The 19688-nt window shown below is 60.6% G+C and carries 17 protein-coding genes and 1 pseudogene; 10 read left to right on the forward strand and 8 right to left on the reverse strand.

Features of this window, described 5'->3' with window-relative positions; translation table 11 throughout:
- Positions 1 to 108: 108 nt before the first annotated feature.
- Positions 109 to 2106: an alpha-1,4-glucan--maltose-1-phosphate maltosyltransferase gene (locus ACODSJ_RS06255; RefSeq protein WP_489100884.1), complete on the reverse strand. Its 1998-nt coding sequence runs from the start codon at positions 2104 to 2106 to the stop codon at positions 109 to 111.
- A 206-nt stretch (positions 2107 to 2312) separates the two neighbouring features.
- On the opposite strand from ACODSJ_RS06255, the gene ACODSJ_RS06260 reads away from it, so the two are divergent.
- The 3 genes from ACODSJ_RS06260 (at position 2313) to ACODSJ_RS06270 (ending at position 4326) form a co-directional block, all read left to right on the forward strand.
- Positions 2313 to 2483 (forward strand): hypothetical protein, encoded by a 171-nt coding sequence (locus ACODSJ_RS06260; RefSeq protein ID WP_489100885.1) that lies wholly within the window; start codon positions 2313 to 2315, stop codon positions 2481 to 2483.
- 386 nt (positions 2484 to 2869) lie between these two features.
- Positions 2870 to 3604, forward strand: a complete 735-nt coding sequence (locus ACODSJ_RS06265; RefSeq protein ID WP_489100886.1) for an ABC transporter permease — start codon at positions 2870 to 2872, stop codon at positions 3602 to 3604.
- Positions 3601 to 4326: an ATP-binding cassette domain-containing protein gene (locus ACODSJ_RS06270; RefSeq protein ID WP_489100887.1), complete on the forward strand. Its 726-nt coding sequence runs from the start codon at positions 3601 to 3603 to the stop codon at positions 4324 to 4326. The genes ACODSJ_RS06265 and ACODSJ_RS06270 overlap by 4 nt, the downstream gene beginning before the upstream one ends.
- Positions 4327 to 4350: 24 nt before the next feature.
- On the opposite strand, the gene ACODSJ_RS06275 is transcribed toward ACODSJ_RS06270, so the two are convergent.
- Positions 4351 to 4845 carry an MgtC/SapB family protein gene (locus ACODSJ_RS06275; protein WP_489100888.1) on the reverse strand — a complete coding sequence of 165 codons (495 nt, stop codon included), beginning with the start codon at positions 4843 to 4845 and terminating at the stop codon, positions 4351 to 4353.
- A 137-nt stretch (positions 4846 to 4982) separates the two neighbouring features.
- On the opposite strand from ACODSJ_RS06275, the gene ACODSJ_RS06280 reads away from it, so the two are divergent.
- From ACODSJ_RS06280 to mapR, 3 genes are all read left to right on the forward strand, one after another.
- Entirely contained in the window at positions 4983 to 5219 is a 237-nt protein-coding gene (locus tag ACODSJ_RS06280) for a DUF3203 family protein (protein ID WP_489100889.1), read from the forward strand.
- A gap of 438 nt (positions 5220 to 5657) precedes the next feature.
- The gene (gene ccoG / locus ACODSJ_RS06285) at positions 5658 to 7070 is read left to right on the forward strand and encodes a cytochrome c oxidase accessory protein CcoG (protein ID WP_489100890.1); all 1413 of its coding nucleotides are present in this window, start codon (positions 5658 to 5660) and stop codon (positions 7068 to 7070) included.
- Positions 7071 to 7138: 68 nt separating this feature from the next.
- The gene (gene mapR / locus ACODSJ_RS06290) at positions 7139 to 8548 is read left to right on the forward strand and encodes a GntR family transcriptional regulator MpaR (protein WP_489100891.1); all 1410 of its coding nucleotides are present in this window, start codon (positions 7139 to 7141) and stop codon (positions 8546 to 8548) included.
- Positions 8549 to 8696: 148 nt separating this feature from the next.
- Here the strand turns inward: mapR and ACODSJ_RS06295 are convergent, their stop codons facing one another.
- Both ACODSJ_RS06295 and ACODSJ_RS06300 read right to left on the reverse strand, forming a co-directional pair.
- On the reverse strand, positions 8697 to 9443 hold the full coding sequence (locus tag ACODSJ_RS06295) for an SDR family oxidoreductase (protein WP_489100892.1): 747 nt from the start codon (positions 9441 to 9443) through the stop codon (positions 8697 to 8699).
- Positions 9444 to 9521: 78 nt separating this feature from the next.
- Positions 9522 to 10400, reverse strand: coding sequence for a Dyp-type peroxidase (locus ACODSJ_RS06300; RefSeq protein ID WP_489100893.1), 879 nt, complete (start codon positions 10398 to 10400; stop codon positions 9522 to 9524).
- A 188-nt stretch (positions 10401 to 10588) separates the two neighbouring features.
- On the opposite strand from ACODSJ_RS06300, the gene ampC reads away from it, so the two are divergent.
- Positions 10589 to 11734: a class C beta-lactamase gene (gene ampC / locus ACODSJ_RS06305; protein ID WP_489100894.1), complete on the forward strand. Its 1146-nt coding sequence runs from the start codon at positions 10589 to 10591 to the stop codon at positions 11732 to 11734.
- A gap of 201 nt (positions 11735 to 11935) precedes the next feature.
- On the opposite strand, the gene ACODSJ_RS06310 is transcribed toward ampC, so the two are convergent.
- The 3 genes and pseudogenes from ACODSJ_RS06310 to ACODSJ_RS06320 form a co-directional block, all read right to left on the reverse strand.
- The gene (locus tag ACODSJ_RS06310; protein ID WP_489100895.1) at positions 11936 to 12484 is read right to left on the reverse strand and encodes a DUF4174 domain-containing protein; all 549 of its coding nucleotides are present in this window, start codon (positions 12482 to 12484) and stop codon (positions 11936 to 11938) included.
- A 210-nt stretch (positions 12485 to 12694) separates the two neighbouring features.
- Complete coding sequence (locus ACODSJ_RS06315; protein WP_489100896.1) at positions 12695 to 13480, reverse strand: sulfite exporter TauE/SafE family protein; 786 nt, start codon at positions 13478 to 13480, stop codon at positions 12695 to 12697.
- 124 nt (positions 13481 to 13604) lie between these two features.
- Positions 13605 to 13928, reverse strand: a pseudogene (locus ACODSJ_RS06320) (hypothetical protein); the annotation flags it as partial.
- A 225-nt stretch (positions 13929 to 14153) separates the two neighbouring features.
- Between ACODSJ_RS06320 and ACODSJ_RS06325 the strand changes: the two are divergent.
- Together ACODSJ_RS06325 and ACODSJ_RS06330 are read left to right on the forward strand one after the other, a co-directional pair.
- Positions 14154 to 15305 (forward strand): aldose epimerase family protein, encoded by a 1152-nt coding sequence (locus ACODSJ_RS06325; protein ID WP_489100897.1) that lies wholly within the window; start codon positions 14154 to 14156, stop codon positions 15303 to 15305.
- Between the two features lie 109 nt (positions 15306 to 15414).
- Positions 15415 to 16236, forward strand: a complete 822-nt coding sequence (locus ACODSJ_RS06330) for an aldo/keto reductase (RefSeq protein ID WP_489100898.1) — start codon at positions 15415 to 15417, stop codon at positions 16234 to 16236.
- Positions 16237 to 16437: 201 nt separating this feature from the next.
- Here ACODSJ_RS06330 and ACODSJ_RS06335 read toward each other — a convergent pair whose 3' ends face one another.
- Positions 16438 to 18801: a DNA polymerase II gene (locus ACODSJ_RS06335; RefSeq protein ID WP_489100899.1), complete on the reverse strand. Its 2364-nt coding sequence runs from the start codon at positions 18799 to 18801 to the stop codon at positions 16438 to 16440.
- A gap of 374 nt (positions 18802 to 19175) precedes the next feature.
- Here ACODSJ_RS06335 and ACODSJ_RS06340 point away from each other — a divergent pair, with 374 nt between their 5' ends.
- Positions 19176 to 19616 carry a CBS domain-containing protein gene (locus ACODSJ_RS06340; RefSeq protein WP_489100900.1) on the forward strand — a complete coding sequence of 147 codons (441 nt, stop codon included), beginning with the start codon at positions 19176 to 19178 and terminating at the stop codon, positions 19614 to 19616.
- Positions 19617 to 19688: the final 72 nt, after the last annotated feature.

Below are 19688 nucleotides of genomic sequence, written 5' to 3' on the forward strand. Positions count from 1 at the left end.
GCTCCCGCTGGGGCGCGCAGCGGCCCCTGACAATTTACGACTGCTTCGCAGCCGAGCGGGAGCAAGCTCCCTCGCCACAAAAGCCATCACACAACGATTGCTTCTGCCTCACCCCACACTGATCCGCCAGATCCCGAACGGCTGGTACGCCGGGTCGATCCGCATGGACTGATACTTGCCGTACCAGGTCCAGCGATGCCCGCTCATCAAGTCCTCGCCCTGGGTCTGGGCATCGTCCGGCAGGCCCAACTCCCACAGGGGCAATTCGAAACGGGCTTCCTGTGGGTTATGCGGATCGAGGCTCACCGCCACCAGGATGAAATTGCTGCCGTCGGGCGTGCGCTTGCCGAAATACAGAATGTTGTCGTTCCAGGCGTTGTAGATTTTCAGGCCCAGGTGCGTCTGCAACGCCGGGTTCTGTCGGCGGATGCGGTTGAGCTGGGCAATCTCGGCAATGATGTTGCCCGGCGCGGTGAAATCCCGTGGGCGGATTTCGTATTTCTCCGAGTCCAGGTATTCCTCCTTGCCTGGCACCGGCGCCGACTCGCACAGTTCGAACCCTGAGTACATGCCCCACAGGCCCGAGCCCATGGTCGCCAGCGCCGCACGGATCAAAAAGCCCGGGCGCCCCGACTCATGCAGAAACGCCGGGTTGATGTCGGGGGTATTGACGAAAAAATTCGGCCGATAGCATTCGCGCCAGGGCGACTCGTTGAGCTCGCTGAAATAGGTCGCCAGTTCGGCCTTGGTATTACGCCAGGTGAAGTAGGTGTAGCTCTGGGAATAACCGACCTTGCCGAGCCGCGCCATCATCGCCGGCGTGGTGAAGGCTTCAGCCAGGAAAATCACTTCCGGGTGCCGGGCGCGCACATCGGCGATCAACCATTGCCAGAACGGCAAAGGCTTGGTGTGAGGGTTGTCGACGCGAAACATTTTCACGCCTTCGTTGACCCAACCCAACACAACGTCCCGCAGCTCCAGCCACAGGCTCGGAATGGCGTCCGCTGCATAGAAATCGACGTTGACGATGTCCTGGTACTTCTTCGGCGGGTTCTCCGCGTATTTGATCGTGCCGTCCGGTCGCCAGCTGAACCACCCGGGATGCTGCTTGAGCCAGGGGTGATCCTGGGAACACTGGATCGCGAAATCGAGGGCGATCTCCAGGCCATGGGCCTCGGCGGCCTTCACCAGGCGGCGAAAGTCTTCCCGCGAGCCCAATTGCGGGTGTATCGCCTCGTGCCCGCCCTCTTCACTGCCAATGGCATACGGGCTGCCCGGATCGTCCGGCCCGGCGGTGAGGGAGTTATTCGGACCTTTGCGAAAGCTGCGGCCGATGGGATGGATCGGCGGGAAGTACAACACGTCGAAGCCCATGTCCTGGATAACCGCCAGGCGCGAGTGCACGTCGTTGAAGGTGCCATGGCGGGCGGGATCGTCGGTGATCGAGCGCGGAAACAGCTCATACCAACTGGCAAACTCCGCCCGCTCGCGCTCCACATCCAACGGGTATTCGGGACTGATGCTCAAATAAGGACGGTGATCGGCCAGGGACATGAGATCAGCACTATGCGGCATGAGAAACAGCGCCACTTGCTCGGCCGGCAACAGGCCGCAAAGCTCGTCGTGCAAGGCCGTCAAGCGCTCCCTCAACTCACCTTCGCTGCGCTCGGCCGCTTGCTGCACATGGTTGCGCCCCTCCTGCAGCTCCAGGCTGATGGGCACTCCGGCGGCGTACTTCTTCTCCAGCTCATAGCGAAAACTGGCGAACTGGTCGAACCAGGCCTCGATGCAAAACAGATAGCGCCCCTGCTCCGGCACGTTGAACTGACCACGCCAACTGTTATTGCCCAGGTCGGTCATGACCTCGCTGTTCCACACCTCGTCTTGCAGCGAACGCCAGCGAATGCGCACGGCCAGCTTGTCGTGGCCGTCGGTGAACACTTTGCTGGTCACCGTCACATCGCGCCCCGCCAGGGCCTTCGCGGCAAATTGCCCGCCGTCGATAACCGGCATGGTGTTTTCAATGGCAATACGCGGCAACAACAAGGCGTGGGACAACGGCAAGTGCGGGTGGTACGCCTGGTCAGTCGGGTATTCAGCAGTCATCGAGCATCGCTCCTTCTACGCCTCAGGGACGCGCTTGTGGCGGTTATGGCCCAACGGGTCCTGACAAAACTCACTTAAACTCCGAACCGGACCGGCGGCTAAAAGTTCAGCGCAATTTGCCCGATGCAGCCGGATCAAAGTGGACAAAGGGTGGTCAACAACCATAAGCACGACTCAAGCCAGTTAGGTGACGGAGACTCCATCCGATGAACATCCCCATCCCAGCCGAAACCCCCGACCCGAACATCGACAACCCCACCCTGCCCCCACCCGGCCCCGACCCGGAACCCATCCCGGAAAAAGACCCCCAGCTGGATCCGCAGCCGCCGTTGGGCGATCCGCCGAGCGAGGCGCCGCCGGAGCGGGTGGCGCCATAAGACTAGTTGCTCACCGGGGGAGGCAAAGCAATGAACGCCGCGCCTCGCCCTGATCAAAGATGACCGTTCGTCGGCTCGCAGAGAATGTAAGACCAAAAAATCTCGCCGAACATGTCGGAAATTTCCCACGCGAAAAACAACTAATAGACGTTGCGTTTGAAGACTCGAATCAGACGCAATTGCTTGTCACGCCATAAGATACTTCTTTTCTATCCCTTCATTGCCTCTCTTCCACTCCGCTCGCCTTACTCATTTTGAATAAAAGGTCGTGTAAGAACTTTCTCCGGAGCGTGAAAGACGCTTCGTGCAACATGGGAAATCCATGATTGCAAAATCCATCCAGACTCTCTAAATATTGCCCCACCTAATTTGACAACGAGTTCAATATGCGCATCAGGACCCTGACACTCACGTGGCTTTTCATCAAGGAGCAACTAAAGGAGCCCATCGCACTTTTCTGGATCATCTTGTCACCGTCTACGCTTTTTTATTTGCTCGCCATAACGAAGCAAGATCCAACGTACTTCACGAAGGATTACATTCTCACCGCAGGTTGGTTTTACGCTTACATTTCTTCCAGCGTTGCGCTATTCGGCTTTTCCTTTTACATAATCGGCCGCAGAGAAAGCGGTTTCATGAGGTCATTTATATACACACCGAAAACCAAGCGCCTCTTCCTTCGCTCCCACTTACTCGCCTACTCCCTTATCGCTCTGATTTACTGTGGAGTGTTTTACCTCATTACCCGACCTTCCTTTGGCAGCTACGCCCTCAACGAAGCCCTAACAATCGTCATACGCTTTTATTTCTGCTTTCTACTGTTCTGCACGATAGGCATCCTCTTGACTCTACTCCCCATGAATTTCCAGAACTCGAACACCCTATTCTCAATACTTTCTTTCTGCATGCTGGCGTTAGGCATCATGGGCTCAATCCCCCCCCTTGAAACCGCCAGCATCATGAACATCACCAACCCCTTGGCACTTGCGAATAAATTAATGACCGAAGACCCGTTTCTCGCCCCACAGTCACCCACGCTGATTATTTTATCTTTCTGGATCGCCTATGGACTCGCCCAGCGCAATTTAAGAATAAATCCTGTATGGAGCCGATACTCTTGAATCTTCTATTAGTAAAGAACATAGAGCTCAGCTATGACGACAAGTGCCTCTTGTTCCAGGCTGACCTGAAAATCAAGCAAGGTTCAACAGTCGGATTACTGGGGCCAAACGGCTCAGGAAAAACCAGCTTCTTCGACGCAATTTGCAACTTGAAAAAAATCAAGACCGGCACCATCGAGAGAAAGTTTAAAAAAATTCTCTACCTATCCCAAATCATCACTACGCCATCTGCATTCCGCATGCGTGACATCTTCCGCATGGTCACGGTACTTTCGTCCGACAAAAACATAGACCAGACAAAAGCGCTGGAAAAACTATCCAGATGGAGTCCAGAAATCGTCAATCGCTACAAAGAGATATGGAACAAAAAATCCTCATTGTGCAGTTATGGGGAAACACGCTGGTTTTTCACACTCACACTACTAAGCATCCCCGCCGATTTTATAATCTTGGACGAGCCCACAGCCGGTGTTGATCCAGAGTTTCGCCATTACATCTGGCGATGCCTTCGTGGCGCGGTAAAGGATGGGGCAACCATACTGGTCTCGTCCCATCAAGTGGATGAAATCGCCAACAACTGCGACATGTTCTACATGATTAGCCAGCGTCGTTTTCATCCCTTTGACGACGGGACAGCTTTCATGAACAAATATAAGGCGAGCACTCTGGATGATGCATTCATTCGAGCAGCTACCGAACCTGATGAACCCAGGCATGGATGAAACTCTAATGGCCTGACATCAGGACTAATCCCCCTTCTCCAACACCCGAACAATCACCGGCATCACACTGAAGATCCCCAGCGCCAGCAACGTGCTCAGCACCGCCGTCGCTTCCCGGCCCAGCCCGGCGGCGACGCCGATGGCGGCGGTCATCCATAGGCCGGCGGCGGTGGTCAGGCCCTTGACGTGGCCTTCGTCGCCTTCGTTGTTTTTCAGGATGGTACCGGCGCCGAGAAAACCGATGCCCGCGACGACGCCTTGTATCACCCGGCTCATGGCGTCGGCCTGGGAGCCGGACATTTGGGGCACCAGCACGAACAGCGCAGCCCCCAGCGCCACCAGCATGTGGGTCCGTACGCCGGCGGCCTTGCCCTTGTGTTCACGCTCGAAACCCAGGATGCCGCCGAGCAGCGCGGCCATGATCAGGCGCACCGTGACCCGGGTCATTTGCTGGGCATCGGTGATGTCGGCGAATTCCGCCTGCAGGGTTATCCAGACTTCATGCCACCAGGCTTCCATGGACCGTCCTCGTTTTCATTCGATAAACGATGGACCGCGCACGACGCCAGAGGTGCGCCCGACCGCTGATCAGTCGCAACGAACCCTCGCAGGCAGGCGCGACCTAACGTTCAGGACATCCAGCAAGGAGTGACGTCATGCTTGAGAAAATCGACGCCGATCAGAATTGCCACTTCACCACCGCCAACGGTCCGCAACGACGCCCCGCCCGCGAGCTGACCATCATCACCGACCCGGACAAGGCCATGTCCGTCGTGGAGATCAATGGTGACCGGGTCTACATCACCGAGGCCGAAGCCGATGCCCTGACCGTGGCCGGGGCAGTCGATGGGCGCAAGCACCTCAAGGCCACCGACAGCGGCTCGGCGATCTGAATCCCTGAGGGGGTCTATCTGTAGGATCGAACATCTGCCACCCGACCAACCACACCCCCTGTGGCGAGGGAGCTTGCTCCCGCTGGGCTGCGCAGCAGCCCCAAGATCTGCCACCGAGGTGTTTCAGGCTGACCGCATTCAGCTTGTTTGGGACTGCTTCGCAGCCCAGCGGGAGCAAGCTCCCTCGCCACAGGGGGTGTGGTTGGTTCGGGGGCGGTAGGCGCTCACTTATGTAGGCCTCCATGCACTGCCCCATTTGCCCCACAGTTCACTGTTCGCAACAGGGCTTGTTCGCTCGTTCGCAGGTGCATCAAAGTGTCGCAGCGACTGGGCTTCACCGCATCTGATCCGGTTTTTCTCGATACACCTGAGTCTGTTATGCAAACAGTTCGATGGTCATAGTGCGCCGGCCAGATACAGGCTGATGAGCGACCGACCATGAGCGATAGAATCCCCGTCCAGTTGATCCAGACCTTCGACCCTGCCCCGCCTAAGATAAAGGCCAGAAGCACCGACAACCTGATCCACACCCGTAGCTTCACCGGGTTGTTTCGCAACTTGCGCATCAGCGGCGCGGGGGCCTTGTTCCTGTTGTTCTTCGGCACGGTGTGGCTGGACTGGGGCGGTCGCCAGGCCGTGCTCTGGGATCTTTCCGAAAGCAAATTCCATATTTTTGGCGCGACCTTCTGGCCCCAGGATTTCATCCTGTTGTCGGCGCTGCTGATCATCGCGGCATTCGGCCTGTTTGCGATCACCGTGTTTGCCGGCCGCGTATGGTGCGGCTACACCTGCCCGCAAAGTTCGTGGACCTGGCTGTTCATGTGGTGCGAGAAGGTCACCGAGGGTGAACGCAACCAGCGGATCAAACTACAAGCGGCGCCCTGGGGGTTGAAAAAGCTGCTGCGGCGCTGTGCCAAGCACACCTTGTGGCTGGCCATCAGCCTGCTGACCGGCCTGACGTTCGTGGGCTACTTCACGCCGATCCGTCCACTGGCCGAAGCCCTGCTGACTTGGCAGATGGGGGGCGTCAGCCTGTTCTGGGTGCTGTTCTTCACCGGGGCAACCTACCTCAACGCCGGCTGGCTGCGTGAAGCGGTGTGCATGCACATGTGTCCCTATGCGCGTTTCCAGAGCGTGATGTTCGACAAGGATACGCTGACCATTTCCTACGACACGGCGCGCGGTGAGATCCGTGGCCCGCGCAAACGCGACGCAAAGCCGGCCAACATCGGCCTGGGCGATTGCATCGATTGTCAGATGTGCGTGCAGGTCTGCCCCACCGGCATCGACATCCGCGACGGCCTGCAAATGGAGTGCATCGGGTGCGCGGCGTGCATCGATGCCTGCGACTCGATCATGGACAAGATGGGTTACGCCCGCGGGTTGATCAAATACACCTCCGAACACCAGCTGCAAGGCGGCATCACCCATTTGCTGCGCCCCCGGCTGATCGGCTACACCGCCGTGCTGCTGGTGATGATCGGCGCTCTTGTCGTCGCACTGGTGCAACGACCCATGGTGTCGCTGGACGTGAGCAAGGACCGGGGCCTGTTCCGCGAAAACAGTGCGGGGCAGATCGAGAACATCTACAGCCTGAAGATCATCAACAAGACCCAGCAACGCCAGGACTATCAATTGTCGCTGGTGGACAGTGATGGGTTGCTCCTGCAAGGCAAGACGCAACTGAGCCTGGCGCCGGGGGAAATCGTCGACGTGCCGGTGTCGGTGGCGATGCTCAGTGAGCACCCTGCCAAAGGCTCCCAGGAAATGACCTTCAAGGTGACCGACAGTGATGAGCCCGGCATCTACAGCCTTGCCAAAAGCCGTTTCGTGGCACCGATGAATCGCTGAAGCCTTAAGATGCCGCCACCTGTGCCAATACGCTGCGCTACCCTGAATCGTTCAAGACCGGGCCCGCTATGAAACGCTACGAAAAATTCGCCGACGACATCGCAGAACTCATCCGCTCCGGCATGCTGGGCCCAGGCCAGCGCGTGCCCTCGGTGCGCTACGCCAGCCAGACCTACGGCGTCAGCCCGTCGACGGTATTCCAGGCGTATTACCTGCTGGAACGACGCGGCATGATCCGCGCGCGGCCGCGCTCGGGCTACTTCGTCAATTCCCACACGCCCAGTTCGTTTTCCGAGCCGGTGGTCAGCAGCCAAGTGCAGGAATCAACGGAAGTCGACGTCAGCGAACTGGTGTTTTCGGTCATGGATTCGATCAAGGATCCGACCACGGTACCGTTTGGCTCGGCGTTCCCCAGCCCGACGCTGTTCCCGCTGCAACGGCTGTCTCGCTCGCTGTCCAGCGCCACGCGGAACATGGACCCGCGCGTGGTGGTCACGGACATGTCGCCGGGCAACCCGCAGCTACGCCGACAGATCGCCCTGCGCTACATGGTCGGCGGGCTGATGCTGCCCATGGAGGAGCTGTTGATCACCAACGGCGCCCTCGAAGCCTTGAACCTGTGCCTGCAAGCCGTGACCGAGCCGGGTGACCTGGTGGCGATCGAGGCGCCAGCCTTCTACGCCAGCCTGCAAGTGCTGGAGCGGCTCAAGCTCAAGGCGGTGGAGATTCCCGTCCACCCGCGTGACGGAATCGACCTGGACGTGTTGGAGCAGACACTGGAACGCCATCCGATCAAGGCCTGCTGGTGCATGACCAGTTTCCAGAACCCCATGGGCGCGACCCTGTCCGAAGGAAGGAAACAGGCGCTGGTGGCGCTGCTGCGTCGCCATCAGGTGCCCCTGATCGAAGACGACGTGTACGCCGAGCTCTACTACGGGGTGCAGGCGCCGAAACCGGCCAAGGCGTTCGACACCGAAGGGCTGGTGATGCATTGCGGTTCGTTCGCCAAGAGCCTGGCGCCGGGCTATCGCATTGGCTGGGTCGCCGCCGGGCGATATGCGCAGAAGATCGAACGGCTCAAGCTCATGACCTCGCTGTGCGCCTCGATGCCCGCCCAGGCCGCCATCGCCGACTACCTGCAACACGGCGGCTACGACCGTCACCTGCGCAAGCTGCGCTACGCCCTGGAAGAACAGCAAAACGCGATGCTCGCCGCCATCGGCCGCTATTTCCCGGCCCAGACGCGGGTCAGCCAGCCCGCGGGCGGCTATTTCCTGTGGCTGGAACTGCCCGAGCAGATGGACTCGCTGAAACTCTTCCAGATGGCTCTGGCCCAGGGCATCAGCATCGCGCCGGGGCCGATCTTTTCACCGACCCGGCGGTTTCGCAATTGCATCCGCCTGAACTATGGCAGCCCGTGGACAGAGGTATCGGAAAAGGCCATGGAGACGTTGGGGCGGATTATTCGATCGTTTTGACAGTGGGTTGCCTGTTACTGCCCTCGCGAGCAGGCTCGCTCCCACAAGGGATCTGTTGGAGCGTCTGAGTTACCTGTCTCACCGCAAATCCACTATGGGAGCGAGCCTGCTCGCGATGAGGCCTGTACTGACAATAAAGATCACGAAGTCAGCGACCACCACCCAGGTCCACGAATGTCCCCGTGGCGTACGAAGCCTTGTCCGACAACAACCAGATAATCGCTTCGGCCACCTCATCCGGACGGCCGCCCCGGGCCATGGGGATGGCCGACTCCAGCTTGCTGACCCGATCCGGGTCGCCGCTGAGGGCGTGGAAATCGGTGTAGATATAGCCCGGGCGCACCGCGTTAACGCGGATGCCTTCGCCCGCCACTTCCTTGGACAGGCCAATGGTGAAAGAGTCCAGGGCGCCTTTCGAGGCGGCGTAGTCGACATACTCGTTTGGCGAGCCCAGGCGAGCGGCCACCGACGATACGTTGACAATGCTGCCGCCCTGCCCGCCGTGCCGGGGCGACATGCGCAACACGGCGTGCTTGGCGCAGAGCATCGGCCCCAGCACATTGGTCTTCAGGATCTTGAGGATACGGAACTCGGACATCTCATCGAGCCGGGCCTTCTGGGCGACCGTCCCGGCGTTGTTCACCAACGCCGTGACACGGCCCAGTTCGGCATCGACCCGGTTGAACAGCCCCACCACTTCATCCTCGATGCTCACGTCGGCCCGCACCGCAATCGCTTGCGCGCCCTTGGCCCGAACCCTCTGGAGAACGTCCTGCGCGGCGTTTTCATCGGATTGATAATTGATGCAGATCCGGTAGCCCAGCTCGGCCGCCAACAGTGCAGTGGCCGCCCCGATGCCGCGACCGCCACCGGTGATCACGATGACTTTATCCACGTTTGCTTCCCCCTTTCCACCCACAGACGTTGGGCCCAAGGATAGCGTTCACTGGTGTTTTCGCACAAAGCGCTGCGCTTAACGCACCAAAGCCCGCAGGTCCAGGCGTCCTCCCAGCAGCGGTGGGCACCAGTAGTAGCCGCCAGTGATGGGTCGGCTCATGCGATACAGACCGTCGGTGATACCGTCCTCCAGGCCGCTCATGCGCCGCAGTTGCGCCTCGAAGGCGTCGAGGGAAAAACCGAACGCCAGGAACATCAGGCCCGCGCGGTCACCTTCGATCCAGGGCATGGAGCGGCGCACCACGAAGGCCTCTGGAGCGAAGCTTTCCTGGGCGGTGCGCTTGACGTGGGCCGACTCCGGCGCATCGTCGATTTCCTCGTTGTCGCTCAGGCGACGCCCCATGATGTTGTCGCGCTCGTGAGGCTGCATCGCGGCGAAACCGTCGAGGTCGTGCTGCCATTGCTGGATCGCCGCGAAGCTGCCGCCTCGCAAGCCATCGGCGCCCTGGGCCAGGGCCGCCGCGACAGCCGCGTCGTCGTGGGGGTTTTCAGTGCCGTCTTCGTAGCCCGTCAAGTCATGGCCGGTCATGTGCCGGAAGGTTTCGTTCAACTGCACCAGGCGCAATGCCGGGGCCAACGCGGCTTCGATGGCGCGGCTGCGGTGCAGCAGTTCCCCGCGATCCTCGCCGTGCAGCCAGCACCACAGCGCGTGCTGGGTCGAAGGGTTGTCCACGCCAACCCCGGCCAATGCCGGAAATGCCCGCAGCCCTTGGACCTGTGCACCCAGCGCCTGGACCAGGGACTCGCCAAACCCCACGACCATACGAGCATCCAGTAGCAACGACAACCTGTCGATGGCAGCCGGCAGCGCCTCCACCGATTCCAGGGCAAAGAACAAGTGGCGGGCCTGAGGCGGAACAGGGGTGGTGAGAATGCCGGACTGGTAGTAGCTCATGTGGACTCCTTCGCAAAGAGCGCCAGTTTACCCGGCGGCAGTGGGTTTGTGTGGCTAGGGTTTCTCGTAGGAGAGCGCCTGCGACTCGGTAGGACAACTCCGAAGCCGGCGTGGAGAGCCGGAGGCGCGATTGCCGAGCACACTGAAAGCCCCTAGATTGACCACCCCTGCCACGGAGACGGTCAGCCATGCCATTTGCCAAATCACTACTCGCCAGTGTTTTCTGCTTCGCCTGTGCAAGCGCACCGGTGCTTGCCCAGGACCGCCTGCAAGACACGATCGACGGCGTTATCCAGCCCCTGATGAAGCAGCAGGACATCGCCGGCATGGCCGTGGCGATCACACACCATGGTCAACAGCGTTACTTCAACTACGGCGTGGCCTCCAAGGACACGAAAAACGCGGTGACCGACCAGACGCTGTTCGAAATCGGCTCGGTCAGCAAGACCTTCACCGCGACCCTCGGCGCCTACGCCCAGGCCCAGGGCAAGCTGTCCCTGGCGGACCCAGCCAGCCACTTTGCCCCCGAACTGCGCGGCAGCGCCTTTGACGGTATCAGCCTGCTCAATCTCGCCACCTACACCGGCGGCGGTTTGCCCCTGCAATTTCCCGACGCAGCCGATCATCCGGACCGGATGCTCGATTACTACCAAGCCTGGAAACCCCTCTACCCGGCCGGCACCCAGCGGTTGTATTCCAACCCCAGCATCGGCCTGTTCGGCTACCTGGCGGCCCGCAGCATGGGGCAACCGTTCGACGAGTTGATGGAACACACGGTGATGCCAGGATTGGGCCTCAAGCACAGCTATGTGCGTGTGCCCGAGGCACAACTGGGCCGATACGCCCAAGGCTACGCAAAGGATGGCAGGCCGGTCAGGGTCGGTCCCGGCGCTCTGGATTCCGAAGCCTACGGGGTCAAGACCAGCGCATCGGACCTGATTCGGTTCGTCGACGCCAACCTGCACCCTGACAAACTGGACGCCGCCATGCGCCAGGCCATCGCTACCACGCACACCGGGTTCTACGCGGTCGGCGGCATGACCCAAGGGTTGGGCTGGGAGTTCTACCCTTACCCGGTCACTTTGGATCAGTTGCTGGCCGGCAACTCGACCCAGGTCGCCATGACGCCAAACAAGGTAGACGCCCTCGCACCACCACGCCCTGCGCCGGCCAACGCCTGGATCAACAAGACCGGTTCTACCGGCGGCTTCGGGGCCTACGTGGCGTTCGTGCCTGGAAAGGACATGGGGATCGTCATGCTTGCCAACAAGAACTACCCGAACGAAGAACGGGTGAAGGCGGCGTACCGGATCCTGGCCGCGCTGGATGATTGATAACCGTGGCGAGGGAGCTTGCTCCCGCTGGCCTGCAAAGCAGACCCCTACGTTCAGCTAAACCGCACTGCCTGGTTATGCGACTGCTGCGCCTGAGGCGCCAGACCGGGCGAACGGCCGCAAACTCCGGTGTTTGGACTGACGTCATCGCGAGCAGGCGCGCTCCCACAGTGGAAGGGGTGATGCAATAGCCACCGGCGATCAATCATCCAATGGCTGTGGCGCAGCCGGCGGTTTGGCGGCCTTGCCGGGCTTGCCGCCTTTTGCATCCTTGGCGGCAGCAGGTTCTGGTGCAGGAGGTGGAGTGGGCGCTACCGCTTCTTTTTCGGCCGCAGGCAATTTATCGACCGCGTCGAAGACGTCCTTGAGTTCGATTGCCCCGGAATGTTCAAGCTTCTTCTCTCCGTCCTTGCCCACCAGGATGAACTTGGTCTGGGCACTGGCGCCCAGCTTGAGCGAACGGATCAACGCCATGGTGCTTTGCGGGTCCAGTTCCTTGCCGTCACGCTGGCCCATGGTATTAAGCACGGTGTAGAGCACCATGTTGCGCTGGGAAAAACCCTGCTTGCCGGCCGGCTCGTCCAGGGCCTTCTTCAAGCTGACCCAGGCGGGGTCGACGGTGCTGGGGGCAATGACGATAAAGGGTCGGGCTTTGCCCACCTCCGCCACCAGGGGGGAGTCACCGTCGGCGGCGAACAGGGGGCCGGAAATCGCCAGCAAAGTAGCGAGGGTCAAGGACCGAATGAGCATGCGCCTCTCCTTTTGATGGTCACGCTGTACTGATTGCACAAGGCAGCGATTGTTCCGCGAGAGTCGCTCGATACTGCGCCTGCCTGCCCTGAAGCTTAGGTCAGCGGATTCATTGCGCAACCGGATACAAAAGCAAGAGAGACGGCCATCAGGTGCCAGGGAAAACTATTGTGGGAGCAAGCCCGCTCCCACAAGGGTTGGCAGTCGATGCTAGAACGCCAGCTTGAACCCGATCATCGCCAGCATCACCGCCAGGCAAGGGCGCAGGAGTTCATCGGAGATCCGCCCCGACAAATGACTGCCCAGGTAGATCCCCGGCAGCGAACCCACCAGCAGGAAACCGAGGATGTGCCAGTCCATGTTGCCCATACTGGCGTGCCCCAGCCCGGCCACCAGGGTCAGCGGCACGGCGTGGGCGATCTCGGTGCCCACCAGGCGTTTGGTGAGCAGGAAGGGATAGAGGATGAACAGGGCCACGGTGCCCAGGGCGCCAGCACCAATGGACGTCAACGCGACCATGGTGCCCAGCACCAGGCCCGTCACGACGGTCAGCACGTTGAGTCGCGAGCCGGTCGGGTTGTAATGACCGCCAGCACGGTCATGGGCGAATTGCAGCAAGCGCTTCTTGAACAGGATCGCCAGGGCAGTGAAGAACAGCACGAACCCCAGGGCCTGCTTGATCACCGCGTTCATGGCTTCGGGAGAACTGTGCAGGCTACTGAGAAACCACAGCGTCAATCCCACCGCTGGCACGCTGCCCAATGTCAGCCAACCGGTGATGGCCCAGTCGATGTTGCGATTCTTGGCATGGACCAGCACGCCGCCCGACTTGGTGATGGCCGCGTACAACAAGTCCGTGCCCACGGCTGTCGCAGGGTTGATACCAAACCACAACAGGATCGGGGTCATCAGCGAACCACCGCCCACGCCGGTCATCCCGACGATAAAACCGACCACCAGGCCCGCTACGATTAAACCGACACTACCGAAATCCATCAAATCCGTCTCAGCGCGCTGCTAGAAAAAATCTGGCCGCGAGCATAGCGACTTTTCTTATAACTCCCCTATATCGATGTGATCTATCTTTATTCCTTTTGCTATCTCACTGCACTGGCAGGAAATTCAGGAACAGCAAGGGCTTGCCCTCCTTGTCCTGGCGCTGACTCAACAACCAGGTGGCTTTTTCGATGTTTCGCGCCGCGTTGCTGACAAAACGCGGATCGATCGCATCGGTCATGTAGAACTCCAGGCGGTTGCCATGGGCGGTGACCAGCATGCTGCCAATGGCATAGATGAACGCCCCGACCCGGTCCCCCAAAAACTGCGGACTCATGGCATAGCTCAGGGCGGCGAGATCTTTCTTGCCGCCCAGGGCCGGCAAGGGCTGCTGCTGTTCGATGGCCATGCGCACCTGCTTCTCGGCGGTACGGGCGTCGAGGAAACCGTAAAAGTGCGGCGACCGACAAGAAACCTGACGTTTGGGCAAGGCTCGCCATGCTTAATTAGTCTTACTTTTTAATTGATAAATTTAGATTTATGGCTATAAATCCTTTTTCTAACCACAAATAGAAAGACTACTGAACAGAAAAACCTTTGCTGCTGTCCGACCAAGTAACGGACCCGACCCGCGTTCAAAACAACAACAAAACCCAGGAAGGAAGGTCACACCATGCTTGAATCAAGACACCTGATCACCGCTCTCGGAGCTTCTCTGATGATCGCCACTTCGACATCCCAGGCTGCCGGCCTGACCAATGAACGCGCGGCGTTCGGCAAGACCAACGACGGCACGGCAGTGGAAAAATTTGTCCTGCGCAACAGCCATGGCATGGAAGCCACCGTCATTACCTACGGCGCGACCCTCCAGTCCTTGAGCGTGCCGGACAAAAACGGCAAGGCTGCCGACATCGTGCTCGGCTTCGATGATGTGCAGGGTTACCAGAAGAACGGCAGCGTGTACTTCGGCGCAACCATCGGCCGGTTTGGCAATCGCCTGGCCGACGGCGCATTCGAGCTGGACGGCAAACGCTACCAGGTGCCGCAGAACGACCACGGCAACTCGCTGCACGGTGGACCGCAAGGTTTTGACAAACGGGTCTGGAAGGCCGTGCCCCATGACGGCAAGGACTCGGTGGGCGTGACCTTCACCTACCTGTCACCCGATGGCGAGATGGGCTTCCCCGGCGCGCTGAAGACCGACGTCACCTACAGCCTCAACGAACAGAACGAATTGCGCATCGAGTACAAGGCCAGCACCGACAAACCCACCGTGCTGAACCTGACCAACCACAGTTACTTCAACCTGGCCGGTGCGGGCAACGGCGACATCCTGAAACAGGTCGCGACCTTCCACGCCGCCTACTACACGCCGGTGACCGCCAAGCTGATCCCCACCGGTGAACTGGCCCCCGTGGCCGGCACGCCGATGGACTTCACCCAACCCACCGCCATCGGCACCCATATCAAGGCGGATCATCCGCAGCTCAAGTTCGCCGAACCGAAACAGGGTGGCTTCGACTTCAACTGGGCGCTGGACGCCAAGGGTGACGTGAGCAAGCTGGCCGCCGAAGTGTATGACCCGCAATCCGGCCGACGCTTGCAGCTCTACACCAGCGAGCCGGGCGTGCAGTTCTATACCAGCAACTTCCTCGACGGCACGGTCAAGGGCAAGCACGGCAAGGTCTATCCGCATTGGGGCGCGTTCACCCTGGAAACCCAGCACTACCCCGACTCGCCCAACCAGCCGGACTTCCCCACGACACGGCTTGATCCAGACCAGGCCTATAGCCAAACCATGGTGCTGAAGTTCTCGGCGAAATAACCCCGCCTCCTGCGAAGGATCGTTGCGATACCACTTCACAACGATCCTCCTCGAACGACTGGTCTATCCTGCTGCCACACGTCTTGATGGTCGAAAACAGGAGACAGGCATGAAGACTCTGCAACTGGCCGGTGCGTCCGTGCCCGTGATTGGCCAGGGCACCTGGCGCATGGGTGAGGAACGCTCCCATCACAAGAAGGAAGTGGCGGCTCTTCGGCTCGGTGTCGAATTGGGCATGAGCCTGATCGACACGGCGGAGATGTACGCCGAGGGCGGTGCCGAAACCGTCGTGGGCGAAGCGATCACCGGCCTGCGCGACCAGGTGTTCCTGGTGAGCAAGGTCTATCCCCACAACGCCAGCCGCCGGGGCATCCCGCTGGCCTGCGAGCGCAGTTTGCGGCGTCTCGACACCGACTACATCGACCTGTACCTGTTGCACTGGCGCGCAGAGTATCCGCTCGCGGAAACCGTCGAAGCCTTCGAACGCCTGCGTGAGGAAGGCAAGATCGGCCGATGGGGCGTGTCGAACTTCGACGTGGCGGACCTTGAAGAGCTGGCAGCGCCCGCCTGCGCCACCAACCAGGTGCTCTACAACCTGCAAGCGCGCGGCATCGAATTCGACCTGCTGCCCTGGTGCCAGCGACGACAGCTGCCCGTCATGGCCTACTGCCCGGTCGGCCAGGGCGGGCATTTGCTCAAGGATCACACCTTGGGACAAATCGCCCAACGCCACCGCGCCACACCGGCGCAGATCGCCTTGGCCTGGCTGTTGCGCCAGGACAACGTCATTGCGATCCCCAAGGCCGTGCAACCTGAACACGTGCACTTGAACGCCGAGGCGGCGAACCTGAAACTCGAGCCCCAGGACCTGGCGGCCCTCGACCTGATATTCCCCCAGCCTCAGGGCAAGCAGCCGTTGGCGATGGTGTAGTGCTCACACGCAACGTGTTTTTGTGCCAAGTGTACTTTTTGTGGCACGAGCGCTTTTTGTGGCAGGAGAGCTCTTGTGGCGAGGGAGCTTGCTCCCGCTGGGCTGCATAGCAGCCCCAAAAGAAGCGGCCGCTGCGCGCCCGAGCGGGAGCAAGCTCCCTCGCCACAAGGACATCCGGCCAAACACTAACGCCGCACCCCGTCAGAACAACCCCATCTGCCCCCCCACCAACGTCGAAAAATCATCGTCCACGAACGGCAGGATCGCATCCGCCACCGGTTGCAGCTGCTTGGTCACGTAGTGGTCGTAGTCGATCGGTGCGCTGCGGGTTTCCAGCGGTTCGGGGCCGGCGACGGTGATGACGTAGCTGATCCAGCCGCCATTCTGGTACTGCCGCGCACGCCCCTGGCGCTGATTGAACTCGTCGGCAATGCGCGCGGCACGCACATGGGGCGGTACATTGCGCTCGTACTCTTCCAGCGGCCGACGCAGGCGCTTGCGGTAGACCAGCCGTTCATCGAACGCGCCGGCCAGGGTCTGGCGCACATAATCGCGCACGTAATCCTGATAAGGCTGGCGATGGAAAATCCGTCCGTAGAGTTCCTGCTGGAACTGCCGGGCCAGGGGCGACCAATCGGTGCGCACGGTTTCCAGCCCTTTGTAGACAATCTCATCGCGGCCGTCGGCCCGCGTCACCAAACCGGCGTAGCGCTTTTTGCTGCCCTCTTCGGCACCGCGGATCGTCGGCATCAGAAAACGCTTGAAGTGGGTTTCGAACTGCAATTCCAGCGCGCTCTCCAGCCCGAACTCGTCACGCATGTGCTCGCGCCACCATTGATTGACGTGCGCCACCAGGTCGCGGCCGATCTTCGCCGCTTCCTCCTCGCCATGGGCACGGCACAGCCAGACGAACGTGGAGTCGGTATCGCCGTAGATCACCTTGTGGCCCAGGGCTTCGATCAACTGCCGGGTGTGCTGCATGATCTGGTGGCCCCGCAAGGTGATGGACGACGCCAGGCGCGGATCGAAGAACCGACAGCCACTGGAGCCGAGCACACCGTAAAAGGCGTTCATGATGATTTTCAGTGCCTGGGACAGCGGCGCGTTGTGTTCCCGCTTCGCGGTTTCGCGTCCCTCGGCCACCCTGGCGACGATGGCCGGCAGGCAATGCCGGGTACGGGAGAAGCGCGCTCCACGAAAGCCTGGCACCGACTCGCGGTCGTCCGGGTGGCGCAAGCCTTCGATCAAGCCCACCGGGTCGATGAGAAAGGTGCGGATGATCGACGGGTACAGGCTCTTGTAGTCCAGCACCAGCACCGACTCGTAGAGCCCCGGCTGCGAGTCCATGACAAAACCACCCGGGCTGGCTTCGGGCGGACGTTCGCCAAGGTTCGGCGCGACGAAGCCCTGGCGGTGCATCAGCGGCATGTACAGGTGCGTGAAGGCCGCCACCGAACCGCCACTGCGGTCCACCGGCAGACCGGTGACGCTGGCACGCTCCAGCAGGAATTTGAGCAGTTCGGTCTTGGCGAAGATCCGCGTCACCAACTCGCAGTCCTTGAGGTTGTACCGGGCCAGAGCCGGCTTGTCCTCGGCGAACATGCGGTTGATCTCGTCCATGCGCTGGTAAGGGTTGTCGATGGACTTGCCCTCCCCCAGCAGCGTCTGGGCCACGTTTTCCAGGCTGAACGAGGGGAAACTCCACGTCGCCGAACGCAACGCCTCGATACCGTCGATGATCAGCCGGCCAGCCGCCGAAGCGAAGAAGTGGTTGTTGCGCGCACCGTGCTCGCGCCATTGCATCTCTTCGCCACCGCGCCCCAGGCGCAACGGCACGGCCAGTCGCCGGGCATGCTCGTGCAGCACACGCAGGTCGAACTGCACCAGGTTCCAACCGATGATCGCATCGGGGTCGAAGCAGGCGAACCATTCGTTGAGTCGCTTGAGCAGCACGGTGCGCGACTCGCAGTACTCCAGCTGGAAATCCACCTCGCCAGCGTCGCCGTTGGGCGGGCCGAGCATGTACACCTGGCGCTCGCCGCAGCCTTCAAGAGCAATGGAATACAGCTCACCCTGGGCGGTGGTCTCAATGTCCAGGGACACCAGGCGCAACGGCGGGCGATAGTCGGGGGCCGGTTTCATCTGGACGTCGACCAGCAGGCCATCGGCGGCCGGTGTCCCATCGAACCAGACCGGAGCGGTGATGAAGCGCTCCATCAGGTAGCGTTCCGGCGGGCGGATGTCGGCCTCGAACACCTGCACCCCGGCGCGGCGCAACGTGCTGTCCAGGCGCATCAATTGGGCGTGTTGCTGGCAATACAGCCCCAGCACCGGACGGTGTTCGAAATCCAGCAGGTCCAGGGGCCGCAACTCTATAGCTTTCTCCCCTTGCAGCAAGGCTTCGAGCTGGCCACGCTGGACCTGCGGCACGAACGCCACCGAAGGCTGCAACGGCAGGCGCACGTGCCGGGGGCCGCTGTCGGTCGCCAGCCAGAACTCGACTTCGGTGCCGGCCGGGGTATCGCGCCAATGCCGGGTCAGGACGAAGCCCTGCTGTAAATCCACCGCTGCAACCTCGAATTTTGCGTGAGGGGTGATTCTACCTGTGGCGCGGGGACTTCACCCGCCCAACTGAAACACCACCGAACGGCTCTTGCGGCGAGGGGATTTATCCCCGCTGGGCTGCGCAAGCAGCCCTAAAACTGTGGACTCAATCCTCCTGACACACCGAGTTGCCTGACTTGGGGCTGCTCCGCAGCCCAGCGGGGCGGTGCGACGCTTCGCTAAATCCCCTCGCCACAACAGTGCCAACCCAGAAGATTGGTATATTTCCCGAGCCATGACGCTTTTGGACGACTGGCTGCCGCTTTATCGCTTGCTCTGCGCCGTTGGGTCTACGATTCTTGAATCACCTGCAACAACAACCCCGAGGCTTCCCCATGAAAACCGTCGCGCAGTTGCTCCGGATCAAAGATGAGAAGAACCAGCAAGTGCACACCATCTCGCCGGACGACATGGTATTGCAGGCCCTGATGCGCATGGCCGAGAAAAACGTCGGGGCCTTGCTGGTGGTGAAGAACGATGAAGTCCTGGGGATCATCAGCGAACGCGACTATGCGCGCAAAATGGTCTTGCACGGTCGCTCGTCGGTGGGCACGAAAGTCAGCGAGATCATGGTGTCTCCCGTGATCACGATCGATCCGCACCAGAACGTCGAGACTTGCCTGAGCATCATGACCGAAAAACACTTGCGGCATTTGCCCGTGGTGGAGGACGGCAAGCTGGTCGGACTGTTGTCCATCGGTGACCTGGTCAAGGAAGCCATCGCCGAACAGGCCGACCTGATCCGACAACTGGAGCAGTACATTCGCGGAGAGTGAGCCGCTCCACCGGCCTATCGGGTTGCTCATTCCCAACTCACTTCTATCATTGAAGAGAGTTGCACCTGCCGA

It is taken from the genome of Pseudomonas sp. FG6 (assembly GCF_057809015.1).